Raw genomic sequence first — 21,073 nt, 5'->3', positions numbered from 1 at the left:
TGCAGGAGTCGCCAACGGTCGGCTGCGCTGGCCTGCGCAGACACATTGGCTTGGTCAATCCGCAATGCATCAGGCACGGCAAGCCGCCGGGACACGATTTTTCGAGCCCGACGGCGTAGCTTCCTCAGTTCGTGAGGCCGCGCGCAGCCTTACTTTACAGGCTCCATCATTGGTTTGCCTTTGTCGATGATGTGGACCGTCAACATCTTCAGGGTCTTGTCGCCGGCCACTTTGAAACCCCCATGGGGAACGTCACGAATGTTAATCGTCGCTGCTCCCGTGGGAAACGGCACCTCTTTGCCATCGGGCAGTGCCAACGTTGCGCCCTCCAGAACGTAGACGGCTTCCTCGCCGTGATGAGTGTGGCGAACAAGGTTGTTTCCGGGCGATACGTCAACGACGCTGACTACGATCTCCATGTTTGTGCCAGTTAAATCGGCTCGTTTCAATTCCGTTCGGTTCGTTTGAGCATTTGCGGAGCAACTAAGGGCAAAGAAAATCAAAACGAAAAACCGAAGCATCATTTCCTCCCTCAAAAGTTGATAATTGAAAATCAATCTGGCCACCGCGAATTGCGATGGCACTCCATTCAACCGCAACTGCAGAGCGAGTTCAATGACGGGCTTGATCCACGGATGGGAGAGGGGGCGCTATCTCGATTGCGCTCACTCGCAAGGCTGACGAGAGTTCATCGGCATTGTCGCGGGCGATTGTGCAGGAAGCAAATCGTCGGCAAGATCATCGCGAACCGATCGTCTCTGGATGCTCACGATCCCGCTGCACGACCGCGCTGATCGTTTCAGCCGCTGCGCTGAGGCTTAGATGTTTGGCGCACTCGGAGAGATTCGAACTCCCGACCCTCGGAATCGAAATCCGATGCTCTATCCAGCTGAGCTACGAGTGCATTGAGGGGTCGATTACCAGACTTGCGGGATCAGGGCCAGCAGGCGCGGGGTGTGTTCCGCGCGCCGCCGTCCGGTGTCCGCGAGCCGGCCTTCAGTAGCAGGGATGGCGGCGGCCGTCCTGGCCGATATAGGCGGCCGAGCTCTGGTAGCATTTGTTGAACGAGGGGCCGTCGTAATAGGCGAAGGTGCCGGGCGTCGGGCCGGGGCCGTAATTGTGCAGGTAGCTGATGTGGTAGGGCAGGCCCCAATGGGCGTGGCGGTGGTGATGCCGGTGGTGGCGCGGGTGGGCGGAGAGGTCGGCCGCGACCGCGGGGACGGCCAGAAGGGCCGTGGCGGCGAGGGCGAATGCAGCGAAAAGCCTGGTCTTGGTCATCTTGGTCAGCCTCCGGACATCACGCGGGAATCGGCATTTTCGCCACTCCTTGTGTCCATTTAACCCGGAATCGGGCGAAAAGCTGCGGAAATTCGGTCACAGCGCGCCAAATTTTGCCTTTTTGAGGATGCTTAACGGATTGCCAACACAGTCCGGCCAGAGTCTTGCGGTCAGGTCCGGTCCGGGCCGACCTTCCTCGGCACCTCGGTTTCGAACGGGTCCATGCGCATCACGCCCCTTGCCCTGCTGGCCTTCGGCGCGCTGCTGGCGATCACGCCGGCGCGCGCGGCGGTGCTGCACATCACGCGTGACCATGGCGGCTATGTCGAGGAGTACAAGGCGAAGTACAAGCAGATCCGCGAGCGCGGCGAGCGCGTCGTCATCGACGGCATCTGCAACTCGGCCTGCACGCTGGTGTTCGGCATCGTGCCGATGAACAAGATCTGCGTCACGCCGCGCGCCAGCCTCGGCTTCCACCAGGCCTATTACGACAAGGCCTTCACCTTCGGCATCAAGGTCACCAGCATGGAGGGCACCTCCGACCTGATGTCGTATTACCCGAGCAGCGTGAAGGACTGGATCCGCCGCAACGGCGGGCTCACCACCGAGATGAAGAAGATCAAGAACGGCACCGAGCTCTGGAAGATCGTCGATCCCTGTCCGGACGAGTGGTAGGGCGATTGAGCCGCAGCGACATTCTCGCTCGACGCGTCTGCTTCACGCGAACCGGCGGTGTCCGCAAAATTTCGGAATAATGAAAAAATACCACTGAGTTGCCCGACGCGTCAAGCCGTCTTTTTCGAGGGCTCGCGGCCGCCGGCTACTTTGCATGGGGTTGTTTTTGGAGATTTGGGGCTGGTGCCCTTGCTTCGTCCCGTCAGCGCGGAATCTCAGGTCTTCGGCCTGACCTCGCCATCTGACACCAAGAGCACCGAGGCCTTCGACTTGCCGAGCACGGCGGCGGCGACGCTGCCGAAGTTCAGCGTATCGCCCTGGATGCGGTCGACGCCGAGCACCACGAGGTCTGCGCGGCTCGATGCGATCTCCTGCAGGATCGCGACCTCGGGCGCGGTGTTGGCGCGCAGCGTCGTCGCGACGTTGACGTCGTAGCGCGATGCGGTGGCCGCGATGTCCTTGAGGATCGCTTCCTCGCGCGCCAGCGACATGCTGGGGCTGCCGCGGCGGGCGCCCTTGTCGCGCGTGGTGGAGACATAGACCACCTGCAGCGGCTCGCTGGAGAGGCGCGCCAGCGCGATCGCGACCTCGGCGCCGCGCCGCGAGACGTTGCTGCCCGAGACCGGCACCAGGATCTTCCGCGCGTTCTCCGTCGGCTCTTCCAGGTGGACGCCCCTGGCGGCCGCGATCGCCAGCGGGCCGTCGAAGCCGGAGGTCATCTCGTCGATCCGCCGGTCGAAGCCGCCGTCGCGGTCCTCGACCCGCGCCATGCCGACGACGAGCAGGTCAAAGCCCTTCCTGGCTTCCTCGGCGATCGCCTCCGCGACCGCCTTCTCGGGCGCGCGGGTGATGACGTCGACATTGCCGCCGCCGTCGGCGTCCGCCTCGGCGCTGGCCTTCGCCGCGTTGATCACGGCCGACTCGTGGCTTTGCTCCTCGCTGCGCTTCTTCTCCGCGAGCTTGGCCTCGGCGCCGACATGCAGCACCGTGATCGGCAGGCCGCGGCCGCCGGCGAGGAGGCCGGCGAGATGCGCCGCGAACTTGGCGTTGGCGCTTTCGTCGACCGCGAGCAGCAGCCGCTCGAGATTGGCGACGAAGCCGCGCTGCTCATATTCCTCGCGCGCCAGCCGCTCCTCTTCGTCCTTGCCGAGCGGCAGCTTCGCCAGCGCCGCGCGCAGCATCGGCGGCATCGCCATCGTGGTCAGGATCGCCATGGTGACGATCATCGAGAACATGGTCTGGCTCAGCACGCCCATCGACAGGCCGATGGTGGCGATGATCACCTCGGTCGAGCCGCGCGCATTCATGCCGCTGGCCAGCGCGTAGGATTCCTGCCGCGTCAGCCCGCCCAGCGCGCCGCCGGCGAAGGCGCCGCCGAACTTGCCGATGCTCGCGATCAGGATCAGCGCCGCGGTCAGCAGCAGCAGCGAGGGATCCTTCAGCACGGTGAGATCGGCGGAAAGGCCGGCGAGGCCGAAAAACACCGGCATGAACAGGCTCGAGATCAGCCCGCGCAGCCGCTCGTCGATCTGCCGTGTGAGAATGGGGGACTCGCCGACCAGCACGCCGGCGATGAAGGCGCCGAGCACGGTGTGCACGCCGATCAGATGCGTGATCATCGCCATCACGCTCATCAAAAGCAGGATCACGGTGATGACAGCTGCCGAGCTGACCAGATTGTCGTTGGCCCAGCGGATCAGGCGGAACACCAGGCGACGGCCAATCGTGAAGCTGATTGCGAGGAAGGCCAGCGTGCCGAACAGCGCCTGCGCCACCGACACGAGATCGAGCGTGCCGCGCGAGGCGAGACTGAAGATCATCGCGATGATGATCCAGCCGATCGTGTCGTCGATGATCGCGGAGGCGACGATGATCTGGCCGACATTGCGCCGCATGAAGCTCATCTCGCGCACCACGACGGCGACGATCTTCACCGAGGAGATCGACAGCGCGGTGCCGAGGAACAGCGCCGCGATCAGTCGTGCCTCCGGATGCGGCAACAGACTCTGCGGCAGGAACTCGCCGAGCGTAAAGCCGCAGACGAACGGCACCGCGATGCCGGCGATCGAGATCGTGGTGGCGGCGCGGCCGACCTTGCGCACCAGCTTGAGATCGGTCTCCATGCCGGTCAGCAACAGCAGCAGCAGGATGCCGAAATGCGCGATGCCGTCGAGCAGCGCCCTCTGCTCGGCCGACGGCGGAAAGATCGCTGCCTGCGCCGACGGCCACAGCCAGCCGAACAGGGAAGGGCCGAGCAGGAGGCCGCCGAGCAACTCGCCGATCACCGACGGCTGCCTGACGCGCTGCATCAATTCGCCGAGCCCGCGCCCGACCACGATCAGCAGCGCGATCTGCGCCAGCAGGATGAACTCGGACGGCTTTGCCGTCTTGCCGCCCTCGGCACCCGCTGCCGTGACGGTCGCAAGCAGGATGACGGCCGCCCAGATCGTCGGTTGGAGCCGCCCCCAGCGGATCGCCATTGCCACTCCGATTGCTCGTCACGGCGGGCAGCGCGGCCCGCACCTCACTCTGTCAACGCCCGAGTTCCCGAAGCGATCCATGCTCGCGCCGGGGTGTCGTCACAGTTTGGATGAGATTTACGATTGGAACCGGGTCGGGCGCACCCTACTACTTCGATCGCAGCACCTGCCGAACCAGGGCGCGATCATCGTTCGCCTGCGAAGGCACGCGTTCGAATCTGGAGCGGCTGAAGCAGCCGAGGCCGCCCAGCTCGTAATAGCCGTCGCGCTCGAGATCCCGCGTCACCTCGTAGACCCGTCCCACCGACAGCGTGTCCCGCTGCAGCGTGTCGTCGACGCAACGGACGTGGAAAATCTTGCCTGTCTCGACCAATGCCTTCATCCCTGACTGTTGACGTTCGTCGGCCGGCGCGTCGTGCGACACGCGGGCCATCATCACATGCGATGATCGTCGCCGTTGACGATCACGATACTTCTTTCGGCAGCTTCCATTCGGGCGCCGGATCGAAGGTTTCGTCGTCGGCAATCCGCTTCATGTGGTAGCCCGCCGGAAGCACCTGGCCGCCGGCCTCGTCCGCGATGGGAACATCGAGCACGAGGCCCGATATCAGCGCATGCTCCCACGCTTCCTTCTCGGTCGGGAAGGCGCGGTCGATTTGCTTGTCGCGATCGAACAACGCGTAGGCCATCCTGCTTCCTTCGACGCAGCTTGAGCGCGGCCGGTTCATGGCCGTCTCGCATGTTCACTTGTGAACGTTTGGCTGTGGCGGGCGTTCCTCGCGCAGATCGATGAAACGGACGCGGTGTCACGTTTCTGCCGCGAGCCTTGAGGATCATCCGGAGCGCCGGCGAGTTGGTTTCACGATACGCCGCAAGACGCTGGCGGGAGCGGTCCGGTCTGCCATGCGTCAATATCAGCCATCGGCTGCCCTTCCTCCGGTGCGGGCCGTCGTATATGAGAATCTACACCGGAAACCTGCCGGTGGCCCGAGAATTGAGTCCTAGGATCGAATTGGGCGCGTGGAGAGTGACGAAAGTTAATTAATCCAAGAACCGTAATGTGGCACTTGATCGACGCAGGCACCGACACGCACTTCAAGCGGGGCAGAGAATGGGACATCGATTGACGACGGCGCGCTCGACCACGGCGATGCGACGTTGGAGGCTTCCCGCGATTGTGACATTGGCGGCGGTCGTCACACTCGCTGGGCTGACCGCGGGCGTTGAAGCGCGCGAGGCGCGCCGCGCGGCGGCGGTCGAGGCGACGGCGCCTCGCGAGGCCGGCCCGCCGATCATGGCGATCGTGTCGATCAAGTCGCAGCAGGTCACGTTCTACGACGCCGACGGCTGGATCGTGCGCGCGCCGGTGTCGACCGGCATCAAGGGCCGCGAGACGCCGGCCGGCGTGTTCGCCGTGATCGAGAAGGACAAGGATCACCACTCGACCCTCTATGACGATGCATGGATGCCGAACATGCAGCGCATCACCTGGAACGGCGTCGCGCTGCACGGCGGGCCGCTGCCTGGCTATGCCGCCTCGCACGGCTGTGTGCGCATGCCTTACGAGTTTGCCGAAAAACTGTTCGACAAGACCTGGATCGGGATGCGGGTGATCGTCTCGCCGAACGACGCCGAGCCAGTCGCTTTCTCCCACCCCGCGCTGCTGGTGCCGAACAAGGATGCCATCGCGGCCGCCCCCGGCCGGGCCCAGGCGGCCGCCCGCGAGGCCGCGGACGCGGCGAAGGTCGCCGACGAGGCGAAGAAGGCCGCCGCGACGACCGCGCGCGATCTCACATCGCTCACTGCGTCACTGCGCAAGCTGGAACAGGCGAAGACCCGCACCGCCGCCGAGCTCGCCTTCGCCGACAAGGTGATCGCGAGCGCCAAGACCGATCAGGCCAAGGCGAAGGCCGAAGAGCTGAAGCAGAAGGCCGCGCCCAAGGCCGAGGAAGCCGCGACCCAGCTCGAGGCCGCCAAGGCCGACGCGACCGCGAAGCGCGACGCTGCAGCCGCGGCGAAGGACGCCGCCAAGGCGGCCGAGACAAAAAAGGCCGACACCGCCAAGGTGGCGCTGGATGCCAAGCTCGCGCTCGAGCCGGTTTCGATCTACATCAGCCGCGCGACGCGAAAGCTCTACGTGCGGCGCAACACCCACAAGCCCTGGGCCGACGGAGGCGAGGTGTTCGATTCGAGCATCGAGTCCCCAGTCACCATCCGCGATCCGGACAAGCCGATCGGCACGCATATCTTCACGGCGATGGCGCGCAGCGATAGCGGCCTGCGCTGGAGCGTGGTCTCGATCGACGGCGGCGACAGCGCCAAGGACGCGCTCGACCGCATCACCATCCCGCAGGATGTGCTCGATCGCATCGGCCCGACGGCGTTGCCGCGTTCCTCGATCATCGTCTCGGACGAGCCGCTGAGCACCGAAACCAACTATCGCACCGAGTTCGTCGCGGTGCTGAGCAACCAGCCGCAGGGCGGCTTCATCACCCGCAAGCCGTCGATGGAGGATCGCATCGCGCGGACCGGCGGCTGGGGCAGCGAGGACGACGACGGCTTCGGCTTCTTCCAGCGCAGCTGGGACCCGCAGGGCGGAACGACGACAACGCGCCGGCGCGGCGGCCAGCAGCAGTATTACGGCGGCCAGACCTATTATGGTGACCAGAGCTACGGACAGTCCGGGCAGTATTACGGGCAGACCGCGCCGCAGGTGCGGCAACCTGGCCTGTGGTGAATTGACAAGGCCTATGGCGAACCCGTCGCCATTCCCTGTAATTGCCGCAGCGGATTGAGCGGGGCCAGCGGGATCAGCTCGAAGCTCATGAGGTGAGCTTGGCCCAGCGGCAGCTTCTCCAGCATCTCATGCGCGGCTGCGGTGTCGGTCACGTTCAGGATGAACGCGACGCCGGGACGCCCTTGCAGCGAATACCATTGGTCGATCTTGCCATCGAGATAGAGCTTCACGGTCTCCCGGACCTCGGTAGGCAGGATCGCGCGCGCCGCGGCCGGATCGATGCCCGGGTTGATGGTCCCGATCGCGAGGATGCGCGTGGTCGGCGTCGGCGGGGCGGACTGCGCGCGTAGGGGACCCGCGTTCGTCGCGAGAAGGATCGACGCCAGCAGCGCAGCCGCGATTGTGATCTTCATTGTCGCTCTTCCTTGTTTGCTCTTCGTTGCGACCCGTATCGCCGTCCCTGAGGGCGGCGATACGGTTTGATTTCGGATGTGATCAATTTGAGCTGTGCGCTCACTTGCCCTGGATCAAGAGCCCCAGCGGGGCGAGCGGGCCGACCTGCATCAGCTCGTATGAAGCATGGCCGCCGGTCACGAGCGGCAAGGCCTCGACGGTCGCCCTGGCCTGATCGAGCGACTCGACGTTCATCAGGAAGATCACGCCGGGCTTGTCCTGGCGATACCAGAACTGCTCGATCTTGCCGTCGAGATACAGCTTCAGCGTGGCCGGCACCTCGCCCGGCATGATCTGCTGCCGCTGCTCCGGCGTGAGCGGCTTGATGATGTTTCCGATCGCGATGACTTTCATGTGCGCTCTCCTTTGTTATCCGCTTGTCCGCGGCGGCCGCTTTCGAGGCTGCCGACGGCGAAAGGACTAGCGCGGAGGCCGCGGGACCGGTATTGTCGTAAACGACAACTTTGAGGTCATTTACGCCATGCGCATCCTGCTGCTCGCCCTGGAAGGATTCTGGGACACCGGGCTGACCGTGATGCTCGATGCATTCACGATCGCCAATAATTTCGCGAAGGCGCAGACCGGCGGAACGCTGCATCTCGACGTCTCGATCGTCGGCGTGCGGAAACAGGTCCACTCCGGCCAGGGCTTTGCGATACCGGTCAAGCCGATCACGCCGGAGCTGAAGCCGGACTGGGTGATCGTGCCGGCGCTGAACACCAGCCGGCCCGAGCAACTCATTCCGGCGCTCGCGCGGCGCGACGTCAGGCAGGCGATCGAGCAGCTGCGAAGCTGGCATGCCGCGGGCGCGCGCATCGCCGCGTCGTGTATCGGTACCTTCGTTCTGGCCGAGGCCGGGCTGCTCGACGAAGGCGAGGCGACGACCACGTGGTGGTTGGCGCCGCTGTTCCGGCAGCGTTATCCCAATGTCCGGCTCGATGAAGGACGCATGCTGGTGACGTCGGATCGGGTGGTCACGGCAGGTGCCGCGATGGGGCACCTCGATCTGGCGCTCTGGTTCATACGCCAGGCGAGTCCGGAACTGGCCGCCGTCGTGTCACGCTATCTGTTGGCGGACCTGCGCTCCTCGCAGGCGCGGTTCGTTGTTCCCAACCATCTCGCGCAGGCCGATCCGCTCATCGAGCGGTTCGAACGCTGGGCGCGCGAGCATCTGAAAGAGGGGTTCTCGCTGCAGGTGGCGGCTGACGCGCTCGCGACCAGCCCGCGCACATTGCAGCGCCGCTGCGAAGCGGTGCTCGGCAAATCGCCGCTGTCCTATTTCCAGGATCTGCGGGTGGAGCGCGCCCGGTCGCTGCTGGCCGGCAGCGGCCTCGATATCGAGGCGATCGCCGCCGAGGTCGGCTATGTCGACGGAGCAACGTTGCGGACCCTGTTGCGCGAACGTCTGGGGCGCGGTGTGCGCGAGCTCCGTGCCGATCTGCGTTGAATCACTTGGCTCGAGACGAGCCTGGTCGCCGCGAGCGAGATCGGCGCGACTACTTCGCCGGCGCGGCCTGTGATCTCGACAACTCGAGCAGGGCAGGCCGGTACGGCGGGTAGGGGTCGTCGTCCTCGGGAATGGCGCAATGGCCGAATTCCTGCTGGATGCGCTGGATCTCCATGACCCGCTCGTTCAACCGCTGCAGGTGCTCCAGCGACCGCGCTTTCCAGTAGCGGAACGTGTCGAGCGTCAACGGCACGAAGGCGGTGCCGAACAGCGTCGGATCGGGCACGACGGTCCGGCCGATCAGCAGATATTTGTTCTCGCCGACGATGATGAGGGTGGCATAGGGGCGCGTTGCGGTCACCCTGATGCCGTTGAGCGACAGCTCGACCAGCTTGCTGAAATACGGCTCCTCGCGCCAGCGCTCCGGATTCTCGATGTCGACCTGCGCGTTCAATGTGTCGAGGCCGAAATGCAAGACGATGCCGGCTTTTTCCGGGAACCAGTCGTCGTCGAAATGTCCCCGCAGCCAGGCGCAACTGAATGAGCGGCACTGCCGCGGGCGCTGTTCGTAGATCTCGCACCCGCCGCCGGCCATGATGTGCTTGCACACGGTATCGATCGGTTTGCCGAGATCGGTGACTTCGAGCACCTTGCAACAGAGCGTACACGTTCCGCACTGCCGGACGGTCGGCGCGGCGGGAATGCCGAGCGTCCACCCGCCCTTGCTCTCGCGGAAAAGCAGCTTCTGCTTCTCCAGCGCGTTCAGGGCGCGCTCGACCTTGAGGCGGGACAACCCGGTCGCATCGACAATACTCTTTGTCGTCGTCGCGCCGCTCTCGACCGCGCGAACCACGACCAATGCCACTTGATCCATGTTCGTTTTTCTTGACCGGCGTTTCTTGTGCCTGGCTTGTCGAGCTCTGGCGGCGACAATTCGCCCAGGCTCCAACATCCAAAATCAGGGCAGCCGAACGCTGCCTCGATCACAACACTACTTGAGTCTATCCGCGGTAACGTGATGTAGCGCGGTGCAAATCTGCATGGCTTCGTTGAAGACAAATCGTCGTGATCGATGCGATAAGCCTATCGCGGCATTTTCATACCAAGGGTGCGGCGGTGAAATGATACCCGTCATTTCAGCGCGGTCCGAGCTGACCGTTCTCGCTGCGCTCGAGCCGACCTGCGAACCGGCAAGACCCTCGATAGAGGCTGCGCGAGCTGCGTCTTCTCAAGTTCCGAATTGTCTCTTGACGTGCACCCATGTTGCGAGAGCGCGAAGGCGCATCCCCATCCTCAGCTGTCATCGGCCGGCTTGACCGGGCGATCCAGTACGCCGAGGCCTCTCGGCTCAACAACGACTGCCTCTGGAATACTGGATCACCCGGTCAAGCCGGGTGATGACGCCGCGTTGTTTGGCTGTCGACGCAGGGACGACACTGCGAGCACGGCAAGCGCCCCGCGCAAGCACGCTGCAAACTTCGCGATTGCCCATTGCCCCATCTTCGGGCAATGACGGCGGCAAATGAACAAGAGTTTCGAGGAAATTGCCGCTCGTCTCGCGCCGGCGATCTTTGTCGTGCTGTGGAGCACGGGATTCATCGGCACCAAATACGTCATCGACAATGCCGAGCCGCTGACCTACCTGGCGATCCGTATGGCGTTCGTGGTGGTGGTGATGGCGGTGATCGCCGCGGTCGCGCGGCCGGCATGGCCGGATCGCATCGGCGTGTTCCACAGCGCGGTGGCCGGCATCCTGGTGCACGGCTTTTATCTCGGTGGCACCGCGATCGCGATCGCGCATTCGATACCGGCCGGGCTGTCGGCGCTGATCCCGGGCCTGCAGCCGATCCTGACCTCGACCATCGCCAACCGCTGGCTGGGCGAGCGCGTCACGCCGCTGCAATGGGGCGGGCTCGTGCTCGGGCTCGCCGGCGTCGTGCTGATCCTGCACAACCGGCCGATGACGGGCGACGCGGGCTGGGGCTGGCTCGCCTCCGGCGTCTCGCTGATCAGCATCACGCTCGGCACGCTCTATCAGCGCCGCTACTGCAACCGGATCGACTGGCGCGCCGGCAATTTCGTGCAGTATGTCGCGGTCACGATCTTCTTCGGCATCGGTGCCTGGCTGTTCGAGACCAACGTCGTGCACTGGACCAGCGAGTTCATCCTGGCGCTGGCCTGGCTGGTGTTCGCGCTGTCGATCGGCTCGATCTCGCTGTTGTACTGGCTGATCCGTCACCACGCCGCGACCTCGGTCGCGAGCCTGTTCTATCTGGTGCCGGCAGTGACCGCGCTGATGGCTTATGTGCTGTTCAACGAACGGCTCGACTATGTCGCCATCGCGGGCATGGCCGCCTGCGCTGCGGCGGTGCTGCTGGTCAATCGCCGCTAATCCTTGCCGCGGATCTTTGCGTAAGCGGCAAGCGCGCGTTCGCGGCCCAGCTTGTGATCGACGATCGGCTTCGGATAAGTCTTGCCGAGTTCAATGCCGGCGCCTGCGAGTTCGATCGGCGTCGCGGTCCAGGGCTGATGGATCAGATCATCGGGCAGCTGCGCCAGCTCCGGCACCCAGCGCCTGATATAGCCGCCCTGGGGATCGAACTTCTCGCCCTGCAGGATCGGATTGAAGACGCGGAAATACGGCGCGGCGTCGGCGCCGGAGCCCGCGACCCATTGCCAGTTGGCGGGGTTGGAGCCGGCATCGGCATCGACCAGCGTATCCCAGAACCATTGTTCGCCGGCACGCCAGTCGATCAACAGGTGCTTCACCAGGAACGAGGCGACCACCATCCGCACCCGGTTATGCATCACGCCGCTGTGCCAGAGCTCGCGCATGCCGGCGTCGACGATCGGATAGCCGGTCAGGCCGCGCTGCCAGGCCTTCAGCGCACGGGCATCGCGCTTCCACGGGAACGCGTCGAATTGCTCCTGCAGATTCCGCTCGGCCATGTCGGGGATGTCGAACAGCAGATGGCGGCAGAACTCGCGCCAGCCGAGTTCGCTGAGGAACTTGTCGATGTCGCCGGCAAGCCGTGGGTGCTCGGCGGCGGCAAAGCGCGCGGCGTACCAGACCTGCCGTGGGCTGATCTCGCCGAAGCGCAGATACGGCGACAGGCGGGAGGTGCCGTCGCGGTCGGGCCGGTCGCGATCTCCAGTGTAGCCGCGGATGCCGTCGCCGAGGAACGCCTTGAGCCGCGCCTGCGCCGCGGCCTCGCCGGGTGTCCAGCTCTCGCGCAGGCCGCCGGCCCAGTCGGGCCGGCTCGGCTCGAGCTTCCAGTCGTCGAGGGATTCGCCCTCAAGTCTGCCAACCGGGGTGAGCTTCTTCGGCGCAGGCAAAGGTCTTGGGGGATCGCCCAGCCCCTGGACGCGCCGCCAGAACGGCGTGAACACGCGCAGGGCGCGGTTCTCCTTGTTGCGGATCGCGCGCGGTTCGACGAGCAGGTCGCCGGGGAAAATCTGCGTAGAGATGCCGTCACTTGCGAGCGCGGCCTCGACGTCCTTCGCAACCGCTTGATGCGGCGTCTGCGAAATCTCGTTCCAGAACACGGCGCTCGCCTTGGTCTCGCGGGCGAGCTGCGCGATCACGGAGGCGGCGGGCCCGGAGCGCAGCAGCAGCGTTCCGCCGATCGCCTCAAGGCTCGCGCGAAGCGATCGCAGCGATTGCGCGAGCCACCAGCGCGCCGCGCCCCCGAGGGGGCGCGCGGCGGGTGGCCTCAATGCGCGACTGTCCTCGTCGCGGATATAGAGGCTGATGACCGGCGCGCCGCGGCCGGCCGCCTCGTGCAGGGCCGGGTGATCCGACAGCCGCAGATCGTCGCGGAACCAGACGATGATCGGCGGCGCGGACGTCACCCGGACGCTGCGTGCCGGTTACTTCGGCTGCGGCACGATGCGGATATACGGCTTCGGCGACTTCCAGCCCTGCGGATAGATGGTCTTGGCCTCGTCGTCGCTGACCGAGCCCGCGATGATCACGTCTTCGCCCTGCTTCCAGTCGGCAGGGGTGGCAACGCGATGCTTGGCGGTCATCTGCAGCGAGTCGATCGAGCGCAGGATCTCCTGGAAGTTGCGGCCGGTGGTCATCGGATAGACCATTACCAGCTTGATCTTCTTGTCCGGGCCGATCACGAACACGTTGCGGACGGTCTGGTTGTCGGCCGCGGTGCGGGTGAGGGGATCGCCCGAGGTCGAGGCCGGCAGCATGTCGTAGAGCTTGGAGACGTTGAAGTCGGTGTCGCCGATCATCGGGTAGTTCGGCGCGGCGCCCTGGGTCTCCTTGATGTCCTCGGACCATTTGGCGTGGCGGTCGACCGGGTCGACTGACAGGCCCATCAGCTTGACACCGCGCTTGTCGAATTCCGGCTTCAGCCTGGCCAGCGCGCCGAGCTCGGTGGTGCAGACGGGGGTGAAATCCTTGGGGTGGGAGAACAGCAGCGCCCAGCTGCTGCCGATCCAGTCGTGGAAGCGGATTTTACCTTCGGTGGTCTCAGCTTCGAAATCGGGGGCGACTGCGCCAATCTGAAGTGCCATGATCTTACCTCATCTCATTGAAGTTGCTGATGAATTCTTTATAGAGGCGTCCACGCCAATATACGGCGCGCAAAGGCTTAAGTGAACTGGCTGATGAAAAAGGCGAAATTCTTCTCTCAACGCGGGAACTCATAACACCTTCTTTTGATACCCGCGCCTGCGGCGAAATAACAGATGCGACACGAAAAGCTTGGAAATGCCCAGATATTGCCGCTTCCCGTCGTCATCACGCCGACCCTGGTTGCTATACGACCGAACCATGACATGGGTCCCAGCGACTAAATGGCAACCATCTAAAAATCTCGGAACGCAAGTTCCGAATCGTTAACCACTCGTTTACGCCCGCGTGGAAAAGCTGGCCTAAGATAGGAATTGAAAGCTCCAACAATGTCTGCCCCAAGTACCAAGGCCGCTGAGTCTCTCAGCGGTGCGTTGCATCCATCCTGCCGCAAGACCGCCGCCCATGCGCTGACCATCGTGCGCGATGGCGTCATCACCGGCGAAGGCCCGACCACCCGCGGCCGCATCCATTTCTCTCGCTCGCTCGATGCCGATGACGCCGCCTGGTGTGCGCGCATCCTGACCGCATCCGCCGTCGAGCATCAGCCGGTCAGCCGCGCCGAGGTCGAGGCGCTGTTCGCGATCAACGAGGCCGCGGCCGAGCGCTCGGACGACGGCAGGTTCGACGACCTGCTCGCCAAGGCGATCGCCCATCACGCCGCTTCGGAGTCCGGCCTGCCGGTGCCACCGCGCACCGTGGCGCTGGCCGCCGATACCGACATCGAGGATTGGGCGCCGACGCAGGGTTCGAAGATCGACACCAAGGTGCTGGAGTGGATCGCGGGCCAGATGCGTGGCAAGCGCCGCGCCGGTCACGCGCTGGCGGCAATGGTGGCGACGCTGGTCGGTGCGGCCGCGCTGCCGCTCGCAACCCAGCTGCCCAACATGTTCGACATCGGGATGATGTGATCGCCCGGGATGATGCGTGCATCATCCCGAACGAACGGTTTCAAGCAATAGCGGCGGGGATTACTTCCCCGCCGTTTTCTGTTTGCCGCTGGTCTCCTCGAGCCCGAGCGTACGCCCCGGGAATCCCGCGACGTCGAAATAGCGGGTGGAGTTCACGCGCTGGAATTTCAGCACCGTGCGCAGGCCGTTGGCCGCCGCCTTCTTCGAGCTGAGGGTGCCTTCGGCCATCTTCGGCACGATGCCGTTCGGCAGCGCTTCCGACATCACCCGGCCGACCAGTCCGCCATTGTTCGGCGCGCGCAGGCCGAGCAGTTGCGCCGCGGTCATGCCGACGTCGGCGTTGCTGACCGGGAGTGCATCGACATAGCCTGACTTGAAGTCCGGGCCGATCGCCGCGGTGAAGTTGAAGGTGTCGCCGCGGCTGAAGCTGCCGTGCATGCCCTGGCCCTGGCGCAGCACGGTGTCGGCGATCTGCACCGAGCAGTTGGTCGGGATCTCGCAGCCGCTCGACCAGGAGCGGAAGTTGACCACGATCGACGGGTTAGGGGTCACCGCCTTGCCCTTCAGGTTGAGGTTGGACATCGGCAGCGTGCCGGGGAAGTTGCCGAGCTTGTCGTCGACGAACAGGCCGCTGACATAGTCCTGCTCGAGCAGCGCCTTGATGACGCGGTCGGCGAGCTTCTTGTCCTTGTTCGGCAGATAGATCAGGTCCGAGCCGCCATTGGTCGCGATCACGACGTCCGGCTTGGCCGGGTCCTGGCCGAGCACGCCGTTGCCGGCCTTCGGGTGGGCGTTGTCGGCGACCTTGGCGTTCTTGTCGTTGGGGTCGAACAGCGGCAGGTTCAGCGCCTTGGCGAGATCGATCGCCAAGAAGCCCATCGGCAGGAAATCCTTCGGCGTGTCGTCGTAGGCGATTTTGGCCGAGGGGCTGGTCTTGCTCTCCTTCGAGATCGTCGAGAAGCCGTGGTCGGAGGAGACGATGATGTTGGTGTTGTCGGCGAGCCCGAGGTCGTCGAGCGTCTTGCGCAGCTGCGCGAGGTTGTTGTCGGCGTTCTTGATGCCCGCCATCGAGGTCGGACCGTTGATGCCGGGGGTGATGGTGTTGAGGCTGTCGCCGGTGTTGTGCTGACTGCCGTCGGGATCGCGCGACCAGAACACCAACACGAACGGCTTGTTGCGCGCCTTGAACATCGGCAGCACGACCTTGGTCGCGACATCGGCCATGTAGCCCTGCTGCGCGATATTGGCGACCGTGGTGCCCGGGGTCTTCGCGTCACCGGCCTTGGCATTGTCGCCGCGGCTCGGGGTGGCCAGCGGCAGGCCGGCCTTGGTCAACGCGTCCTTCATCTCGTCGGAGAGCGGCACGCCGGTCTTCCCGCCGGTGGAATCGTCGACCACGATCGTGTTCTTGCCGCGATCGGTGTGATCGAACAGCAGCGTCGGGCCGACCTTGCCGATGGCTGCGGTGCTGAAGCCCTGGCCGCGGGCCATTTTCAGCAGCGTCTCCTCGTTGAGGTAGTCGCCGTTGAAATGGTCGTCGACGTCGGCGAGCACGGCGTCGTTCTCGATGAAGGGGACAACGGTGTCGCCCGCCGGCACCGAGGTGTAGCCGGTGTAGATTGTGTTGGAGAAAGTGCCGGTGTCGCCGAGATAATGGCCGGTCGACAGCGCCGAGCTATTGGCCATGGTGAAGGTCGGGAACAGCGAATGCGAATTCTTGAAGTTGACGCCCTTGTCGCGGATCGCGGCCATCGCCGGTGCGGTCTCCGGGGTCACGATGCCGCCGCGCAGGCCGTCGGGGACGAACAGAATGAGGTTGCGGGGCTTTGCATTTTGCGCCGAGGCGGCGCCCGCTGAGAGCGCGATCATGCTGGCGGACAGCAAGGTGATGGCACGACGCATTTATATTTCCCCCTGAAAAGCAAACCGCGGCGGATCGCCGCTGCCTCCGTTTAGTTTTGCCACATGACAGAATTGTAACAGCGGTTTCTCGCTGCCATAACTGTGCAGTTTTTCCAGCGCAGCGGCGCTCAACAAGCCGTCATTCGGCTGGCTGAACGGCCGCGCCCTCGTCACGCGCCAGCTTACCGGCATGACCGTACCGCGCATAGAGCGCAGGCAGCACGGCCAGCGTCAGCAGGGTCGCACTGATCAGGCCGCCGATCACCACGGTGGCGAGCGGCTTCTGCACCTCGGCGCCGGTGCCGGTGGCAAAGGCCATCGGCACGAAGCCGAGCGAGGCCACCAGCGCCGTCATCACCACGGGCCGGAAGCGGGTGAGGGCGCCTTGCTCGATCGCCGCCCGCGTCGGCACGCCGCGTTCGCGCAACTGCCTGACGTAGCTCAGCATCACCAGGCCGTTCAGCACCGCGACGCCCGACAGCGCGATGAAGCCCACCGCCGCCGAGATCGAGAACGGCATGCCGCGCAGCCACAGTGCAGCGACGCCGCCGGTCAGCGCCAGCGGCACCGCGCTGAACACCAGCAGCGCATCGCGCGCCGAGCCCATCGCCGCCAGCAGCAGCAGGAAGATCATCGCAAAGCAGGCCGGCACGACCAGTGCGAGCCGTTGGCGCGCCGCCGCGAGATTCTCCGATTGGCCGCTCCAACTCATCCAGTAGCCCGGCGGCAGCTTGACCGATTGCGCGACCCTGGCCTGGGCTTCCTCGACCACCGAGCCGAGATCGCGGCCGCGGACATTGGCCGTCACCACGATGCGACGCTTGCCGTTTTCGCGGCTGATCTGGTTCGGCCCTTCGGTGAAGGAGAACTGGGCCACCCGATTCAGCGGCAGGCTCTGCACCGGCGAGGCCGGCGTCGCCTTCGGCAACGCGACCGGCAAATTGCTCAGCGCCTCCAGATCTGACCGCACGCTCTCCGGCAGCCGCACCACGATGTCGAAGCTGCGATCGCCCTCGTAGACCACGCCGGCATCCTGGCCGCCGACCGCGGCGCCGATCACATCGTGCACGGAGGAGACGCTAAGACCACGGCGCGCGATCGCCGCCTTGTCGACCTTGATCTCCAACACGGGCAGGCCGCCGGCCTGCTCGACCTTGACGTCGGTCGCGCCGCGCACGCCCCGCAGCGCCGCCGCGACCTGGCCCGCGGCCTTCTGCATAGGCTCGAACTCGTCGCCGAACACCTTGACCGCGATGTCGCCGCGCACGCCGGCGAGCAGCTCGTTGAAGCGCATCTGGATCGGCTGGGTGAACTCATAGACGTTACCGGGCAGCCGGCCGACCGCCTTGGCGATCTCGTCGATCAGCTGCTCCTTGGTCATCGACGGATTCGGCCAGGCTTCGCGCGGCTTCAGGATGATGAAGGTGTCGGAGGCGTTCGGCGGCATCGGATCGCTCGCCACCTCGGCAGTGCCGGTCTTGGAGAAGACGAACGATACCTGCGGGAAGCGGCTGACGGTCTTTTCGACCGACAGCTGCATCGCCTGCGACTGCGACAGCGCCGTGCTTGGAATCCGCAGCGCGTGCATGGCGATATTCTTCTCGTCGAGCGAGCGGATGAACTCCTGACCGAGGCGTGAGAACCCGACCAGGGCGGCCGCGAACAGCGCGACCGCCACTGCGATGACGGGGGCGGGTGTCGCAACCGAGCGCCGCAGCAATGGATGATACCAGCGCTTCAGCGCGGCAACGATGCGGTTTTCTTTCTCCTGGACACGACCGGTGATGGTGATCGCGATCAGCGCCGGAACCAGCGTCAGTGACAGTACGAAGGCGGCGGCGAGCGCGAGGATCACGGTGAGCGCCATCGGCTCGAACATCTTGCCTTCGACGCCGGTGAAGGTGAGCAGCGGCACATAGACCAGCAGGATGATGGTCTGGCCATAGAGGCTCGGCTGCACCATCTCCACGGCGGAGGCGCGCACCGTCGCCAGCCGCTCGTCGCGGCTGAGCACGCGGCCGAGGGCGTGCTGCTTCTCGGCGAGATGCCGCAGGCTGTTCTCGGTGATGATGACGGCGCCGTCGACGATCAGGCCGAAATCCAGCGCGCCGAGGCTCATCAGATTGGCGCTGATGCGGCCCTGCCACATGCCGATGGCGGTCATCAGCATCGCAATCGGGATCACCAGCGCCGTGATCAACGCCGCGCGGAAATTGCCGAGCAGCAGGAACAGTACGGCGATCACGAGTAGCGCGCCTTCGCCGAGGTTGCGCGCAACCGTGCCGATGGTCGCATCCACCAATTGGGTGCGATCGAGCACCGTCTCGACTTCGACACCTGGCGGCAGTGACGGCGCGATCGCGCGCAGTTTGGCGCCAACCGCCGCCGACACCGTGCGGCTGTTGGCGCCGATCAGCATCAAGGCGGTGCCGACCACAACCTCGCGGCCGTTCTCGCTGGCGCTGCCGGTGCGGGTCTCGCCGCCGATTGATACGGTCGCGATGTCGCGTATCCGCACCGGGACGCCGCCGCGGGTGGTGACGACGACGGCGCCGAGCTCCTCGATATTCTCGAGGCGGCCGCCGGAGCGCACCACAAAGCCTTCGCCGTTGCGTTCGATGTAGCGCGCGCCCCGGCTGACATTGTTGCTTTCGATCGCCTTGGCGACGTCGGCGAAGGTGAGGCCGAGCGCGATCAGCTTGGCCGCGTCGGGATTGACCTGATACTGCTTCAGGTAGCCGCCGATCGAATCGACGCCGGCGACACCAGGGACCATCTTGATCTGCGGCTTGATGATCCAGTCCTGCACCGTGCGCAGATAGGCGTCCTTCTCGACCTCGCTCTGCAGAACCTGGCCATCCGCGGTGAGGAAGTGGCCATCCTTCTGTAGGCCCGGCGTGCCGTCGCTCCGCACGGGCTGACCCGAGAAATGGACGGTCCACATGTAGATTTCACCGAGCCCGGTCGAGGTCGGACCGATCCGCGGCTCGATGCCCTGCGGCAGCCGCGCGCGGACCTCGGTCAGGCGCTCGCCGACCTGCTGGCGGGCGAAATAGATGTCGGTGGATTCGCTAAACACCGCGGTGATCTGCGAGAATCCGTTGCGGGACAGCGAGCGCGTGCTCTCCAGCCCCGGCGCGCCGGCGAGCGCCGTCTCGATCGGAAAGGTGATCTGCTTCTCGATCTCCGCCGGCGACAGTGCCGGCGCCGTCGTGTTGATCTGCACCTGCTTGTTGGTGATGTCAGGGACCGCGTCGATCGGCAGCCTGGTCAGTGCGATGCCGCCGAGGAACATCAGGATCGCCGCGAGCGTGACGACGACCCAGCGGTGACTGATCGCAAGGCCGATGATGCGCTCAATCATGGCCGTGCTCCGCCTGGTCTTTCTCGAGCTCGGCCTTGAGCGTGAAGGTGTTCTGCACGGCGATAGTCTCGCCGGGAGCGAGACCGGCCACGATCTCGATATCGTCGTCGTCCTCGCGGCCGGTCCGCACCGACCTGGCCTCGAACCCGTCGGCATCGCGCACGAACACGGTGGGCGTGCCCTTGATGGATTGAACCGCCTTCTTCGAGACGATCACAGTCGACGGCGCCCCGGCGAGCGGCACCTCCGCGGTGACGAAGGTGCCGGGTTTCCAGCGATGGTCCTTGTTGGGCAGCGTCGCAATCACGCGCGCGTTGCGGGTCTCGCGGTCGAGCAGGGGGCTGACGAAGATCACATCCGCGCTGGCTTCATCCTCGGTGCCGACGGCGCGGATCTTGACCGACACGCCTTCACGGACCGCGCCGATGTCTTCGGGCGAGACCGCGAGATCGACCCAGATGTCGTCGAGATTGACGATGACGTAGAGCTCACTCTCCTGGCCCTCGCGTCCGATCAGCCCGCCGAGATCGACCCGCCGCTCGGAAACGCGGCCCGAGATCGGCGCCCGCAGAAACTGGGTCCGCAAGCTTTCCGGTGGCTGGTTCGGCAGGTCCGCGATCTCGCTGTCCGACAAGCCCAGCGCGAACAGTTTCTGCCGTGCGCCGTCGAGCTTGATCTGGGCATCGTTCGCGCTCAGCCTGGTGCGCAGGAACTCGTTCTCCGACACGGTGCGGCTCTCCACCAGCGTCTTCTGCCTGTTGTACAGCGTCTGCTGCAGGTCGTTGGTCAGGAGGGCGGCGAGGTAGCCGCTCTTGGCATCGGCGACCTCGCGGCTCTCGATGGCGGCGACGATTTCGCCCTTCTCGACGCTGTCGCCGAGCCGCTTGCGCAGTTCAGTGACCGTCCCGAGCACGCGCACCGAGACACGGCCGATATGGTCGGCGTCGGGGATCAGCGAGCCCGGTGCGAGGAAATGGCGCTTCAGCATGCCGCCGCTTGCCTGCGTCAGCGTGACGCCGGCGTCGCGAAGCTGGTCGTCGCTGAGCTCGATGTGGCCGGGAGGATGGTGCCTGGCCTCGGCCGTTGGCGCGCCGGTGGTCGCGGCCTGCTGCACCTGGGTGTGCAGGATGACGGGCCAGCCGATCCAACCGGCGGCCAGCATGACCAGGCCGATGCCGGCGGCGACGCCGGCGAAAAATACAACAATCCGTTTCATCTACGCCTCTCCGCAGCGCGGG

General features: G+C 65.2%; 18 protein-coding genes and 1 tRNA gene. 5 read left to right on the top strand and 14 right to left on the bottom strand.

From position 1 onward, the window contains the following. Positions 1 to 149: 149 nt before the first annotated feature. The 3 genes from JQ633_RS30665 to JQ633_RS30655 all read right to left on the bottom strand — a co-directional run bounded on the left by JQ633_RS30665 (position 150) and on the right by JQ633_RS30655 (position 1,278). Positions 150 to 566, bottom strand: a complete 417-nt coding sequence (locus tag JQ633_RS30665) for a cupin domain-containing protein (protein WP_349631631.1) — start codon at positions 564 to 566, stop codon at positions 150 to 152. Positions 567 to 827: 261 nt separating this feature from the next. Continuing rightward, positions 828 to 904: transfer RNA gene (locus tag JQ633_RS30660), tRNA-Arg, on the bottom strand. Between the two features lie 92 nt (positions 905 to 996). Beyond that, positions 997 to 1,278, bottom strand: a complete 282-nt coding sequence (locus JQ633_RS30655) for a hypothetical protein (RefSeq protein ID WP_211989209.1) — start codon at positions 1,276 to 1,278, stop codon at positions 997 to 999. 222 nt (positions 1,279 to 1,500) lie between these two features. On the opposite strand from JQ633_RS30655, the gene JQ633_RS30650 reads away from it, so the two are divergent. Further along, positions 1,501 to 1,953, top strand: coding sequence for a hypothetical protein (locus JQ633_RS30650; protein WP_211989202.1), 453 nt, complete (start codon positions 1,501 to 1,503; stop codon positions 1,951 to 1,953). A gap of 215 nt (positions 1,954 to 2,168) precedes the next feature. Here JQ633_RS30650 and JQ633_RS30645 read toward each other — a convergent pair whose 3' ends face one another. The 3 genes from JQ633_RS30645 to JQ633_RS30635 all read right to left on the bottom strand — a co-directional run bounded on the left by JQ633_RS30645 (position 2,169) and on the right by JQ633_RS30635 (position 5,122). After that, entirely contained in the window at positions 2,169 to 4,433 is a 2,265-nt protein-coding gene (locus tag JQ633_RS30645) for a cation:proton antiporter domain-containing protein (protein WP_211989200.1), read from the bottom strand. Positions 4,434 to 4,581: 148 nt separating this feature from the next. Next, on the bottom strand, positions 4,582 to 4,869 hold the full coding sequence (locus JQ633_RS30640; RefSeq protein ID WP_249159762.1) for a hypothetical protein: 288 nt from the start codon (positions 4,867 to 4,869) through the stop codon (positions 4,582 to 4,584). A gap of 28 nt (positions 4,870 to 4,897) precedes the next feature. Further along, positions 4,898 to 5,122 carry a hypothetical protein gene (locus JQ633_RS30635; protein WP_211989196.1) on the bottom strand — a complete coding sequence of 75 codons (225 nt, stop codon included), beginning with the start codon at positions 5,120 to 5,122 and terminating at the stop codon, positions 4,898 to 4,900. A gap of 422 nt (positions 5,123 to 5,544) precedes the next feature. Here JQ633_RS30635 and JQ633_RS30630 point away from each other — a divergent pair, with 422 nt between their 5' ends. Next, positions 5,545 to 7,170 carry a L,D-transpeptidase gene (locus JQ633_RS30630; RefSeq protein ID WP_211989194.1) on the top strand — a complete coding sequence of 542 codons (1,626 nt, stop codon included), beginning with the start codon at positions 5,545 to 5,547 and terminating at the stop codon, positions 7,168 to 7,170. Positions 7,171 to 7,181: 11 nt separating this feature from the next. Here the strand turns inward: JQ633_RS30630 and JQ633_RS30625 are convergent, their stop codons facing one another. Together JQ633_RS30625 and JQ633_RS30620 are read right to left on the bottom strand one after the other, a co-directional pair. Next, complete coding sequence (locus tag JQ633_RS30625) at positions 7,182 to 7,583, bottom strand: muconolactone Delta-isomerase family protein (protein ID WP_211989192.1); 402 nt, start codon at positions 7,581 to 7,583, stop codon at positions 7,182 to 7,184. A gap of 100 nt (positions 7,584 to 7,683) precedes the next feature. After that, positions 7,684 to 7,977 carry a hypothetical protein gene (locus tag JQ633_RS30620; protein WP_211989189.1) on the bottom strand — a complete coding sequence of 98 codons (294 nt, stop codon included), beginning with the start codon at positions 7,975 to 7,977 and terminating at the stop codon, positions 7,684 to 7,686. A 127-nt stretch (positions 7,978 to 8,104) separates the two neighbouring features. Here JQ633_RS30620 and JQ633_RS30615 point away from each other — a divergent pair, with 127 nt between their 5' ends. Then, on the top strand, positions 8,105 to 9,070 hold the full coding sequence (locus JQ633_RS30615; RefSeq protein WP_211989186.1) for a GlxA family transcriptional regulator: 966 nt from the start codon (positions 8,105 to 8,107) through the stop codon (positions 9,068 to 9,070). A gap of 49 nt (positions 9,071 to 9,119) precedes the next feature. Here the strand turns inward: JQ633_RS30615 and JQ633_RS30610 are convergent, their stop codons facing one another. Further along, complete coding sequence (locus JQ633_RS30610; protein ID WP_211989184.1) at positions 9,120 to 9,944, bottom strand: YkgJ family cysteine cluster protein; 825 nt, start codon at positions 9,942 to 9,944, stop codon at positions 9,120 to 9,122. Positions 9,945 to 10,592: 648 nt separating this feature from the next. On the opposite strand from JQ633_RS30610, the gene JQ633_RS30605 reads away from it, so the two are divergent. Then, positions 10,593 to 11,462, top strand: a complete 870-nt coding sequence (locus JQ633_RS30605; RefSeq protein WP_211989181.1) for a DMT family transporter — start codon at positions 10,593 to 10,595, stop codon at positions 11,460 to 11,462. On the opposite strand, the gene JQ633_RS30600 is transcribed toward JQ633_RS30605, so the two are convergent. Beyond that, positions 11,459 to 12,922 (bottom strand): cryptochrome/photolyase family protein, encoded by a 1,464-nt coding sequence (locus JQ633_RS30600; protein ID WP_211989178.1) that lies wholly within the window; start codon positions 12,920 to 12,922, stop codon positions 11,459 to 11,461. The two genes, JQ633_RS30605 and JQ633_RS30600, sit on opposite strands and share 4 nt — an antisense overlap. 18 nt (positions 12,923 to 12,940) lie before the next feature. After that, complete coding sequence (locus tag JQ633_RS30595; protein WP_211989174.1) at positions 12,941 to 13,600, bottom strand: peroxiredoxin; 660 nt, start codon at positions 13,598 to 13,600, stop codon at positions 12,941 to 12,943. Positions 13,601 to 13,987: 387 nt separating this feature from the next. Between JQ633_RS30595 and JQ633_RS30590 the strand changes: the two genes are divergently transcribed. Then, entirely contained in the window at positions 13,988 to 14,569 is a 582-nt protein-coding gene (locus tag JQ633_RS30590) for a hypothetical protein (protein ID WP_211989172.1), read from the top strand. A 60-nt stretch (positions 14,570 to 14,629) separates the two neighbouring features. Here JQ633_RS30590 and JQ633_RS30585 read toward each other — a convergent pair whose 3' ends face one another. The 3 genes from JQ633_RS30585 to JQ633_RS30575 all read right to left on the bottom strand — a co-directional run bounded on the left by JQ633_RS30585 (position 14,630) and on the right by JQ633_RS30575 (position 21,051). Then, positions 14,630 to 16,471, bottom strand: a complete 1,842-nt coding sequence (locus JQ633_RS30585) for an alkaline phosphatase family protein (protein ID WP_211989170.1) — start codon at positions 16,469 to 16,471, stop codon at positions 14,630 to 14,632. A gap of 139 nt (positions 16,472 to 16,610) precedes the next feature. Next, positions 16,611 to 19,835 (bottom strand): efflux RND transporter permease subunit, encoded by a 3,225-nt coding sequence (locus JQ633_RS30580; RefSeq protein ID WP_211989168.1) that lies wholly within the window; start codon positions 19,833 to 19,835, stop codon positions 16,611 to 16,613. After that, positions 19,828 to 21,051 carry an efflux RND transporter periplasmic adaptor subunit gene (locus tag JQ633_RS30575; RefSeq protein WP_211989166.1) on the bottom strand — a complete coding sequence of 408 codons (1,224 nt, stop codon included), beginning with the start codon at positions 21,049 to 21,051 and terminating at the stop codon, positions 19,828 to 19,830. Before JQ633_RS30575 ends, JQ633_RS30580 begins: the two co-directional genes overlap by 8 nt. Between the last annotated feature and the right edge of the window lie 22 nt (positions 21,052 to 21,073).

The organism is Bradyrhizobium tropiciagri, from assembly GCF_018130505.1.
GTDB classification, from domain to species: domain Bacteria; phylum Pseudomonadota; class Alphaproteobacteria; order Rhizobiales; family Xanthobacteraceae; genus Bradyrhizobium; species Bradyrhizobium tropiciagri_B.
The sequence above is the reverse complement of the archived record's forward strand: the minus strand, read 5'-3'. Positions and strand labels throughout refer to the sequence as shown.

Bases quoted from the DNA above. Each gene is read 5' to 3' on its own strand.
- JQ633_RS30605 (WP_211989181.1), top strand. From the start codon at position 10,593: ATGAACAAGAGTTTCGAGGAAATTGCCGCTCGTCTCGCGCCGGCGATC.
- JQ633_RS30635 (WP_211989196.1), bottom strand. From the start codon at position 5,122: ATGGCCTACGCGTTGTTCGATCGCGACAAGCAAATCGACCGCGCCTTC.
- JQ633_RS30615 (WP_211989186.1), top strand. From the start codon at position 8,105: ATGCGCATCCTGCTGCTCGCCCTGGAAGGATTCTGGGACACCGGGCTG.
- JQ633_RS30620 (WP_211989189.1), bottom strand. From the start codon at position 7,977: ATGAAAGTCATCGCGATCGGAAACATCATCAAGCCGCTCACGCCGGAG.
- JQ633_RS30580 (WP_211989168.1), bottom strand. From the start codon at position 19,835: ATGATTGAGCGCATCATCGGCCTTGCGATCAGTCACCGCTGGGTCGTC.
- JQ633_RS30575 (WP_211989166.1), bottom strand. From the start codon at position 21,051: ATGAAACGGATTGTTGTATTTTTCGCCGGCGTCGCCGCCGGCATCGGC.
- JQ633_RS30610 (WP_211989184.1), bottom strand. From the start codon at position 9,944: ATGGATCAAGTGGCATTGGTCGTGGTTCGCGCGGTCGAGAGCGGCGCG.
- JQ633_RS30585 (WP_211989170.1), bottom strand. From the start codon at position 16,471: ATGCGTCGTGCCATCACCTTGCTGTCCGCCAGCATGATCGCGCTCTCA.
- JQ633_RS30645 (WP_211989200.1), bottom strand. From the start codon at position 4,433: ATGGCGATCCGCTGGGGGCGGCTCCAACCGACGATCTGGGCGGCCGTC.
- JQ633_RS30630 (WP_211989194.1), top strand. From the start codon at position 5,545: ATGGGACATCGATTGACGACGGCGCGCTCGACCACGGCGATGCGACGT.
- JQ633_RS30595 (WP_211989174.1), bottom strand. From the start codon at position 13,600: ATGGCACTTCAGATTGGCGCAGTCGCCCCCGATTTCGAAGCTGAGACC.
- JQ633_RS30650 (WP_211989202.1), top strand. From the start codon at position 1,501: ATGCGCATCACGCCCCTTGCCCTGCTGGCCTTCGGCGCGCTGCTGGCG.
- JQ633_RS30590 (WP_211989172.1), top strand. From the start codon at position 13,988: ATGTCTGCCCCAAGTACCAAGGCCGCTGAGTCTCTCAGCGGTGCGTTG.
- JQ633_RS30625 (WP_211989192.1), bottom strand. From the start codon at position 7,583: ATGAAGATCACAATCGCGGCTGCGCTGCTGGCGTCGATCCTTCTCGCG.
- JQ633_RS30655 (WP_211989209.1), bottom strand. From the start codon at position 1,278: ATGACCAAGACCAGGCTTTTCGCTGCATTCGCCCTCGCCGCCACGGCC.
- JQ633_RS30640 (WP_249159762.1), bottom strand. From the start codon at position 4,869: ATGATGGCCCGCGTGTCGCACGACGCGCCGGCCGACGAACGTCAACAG.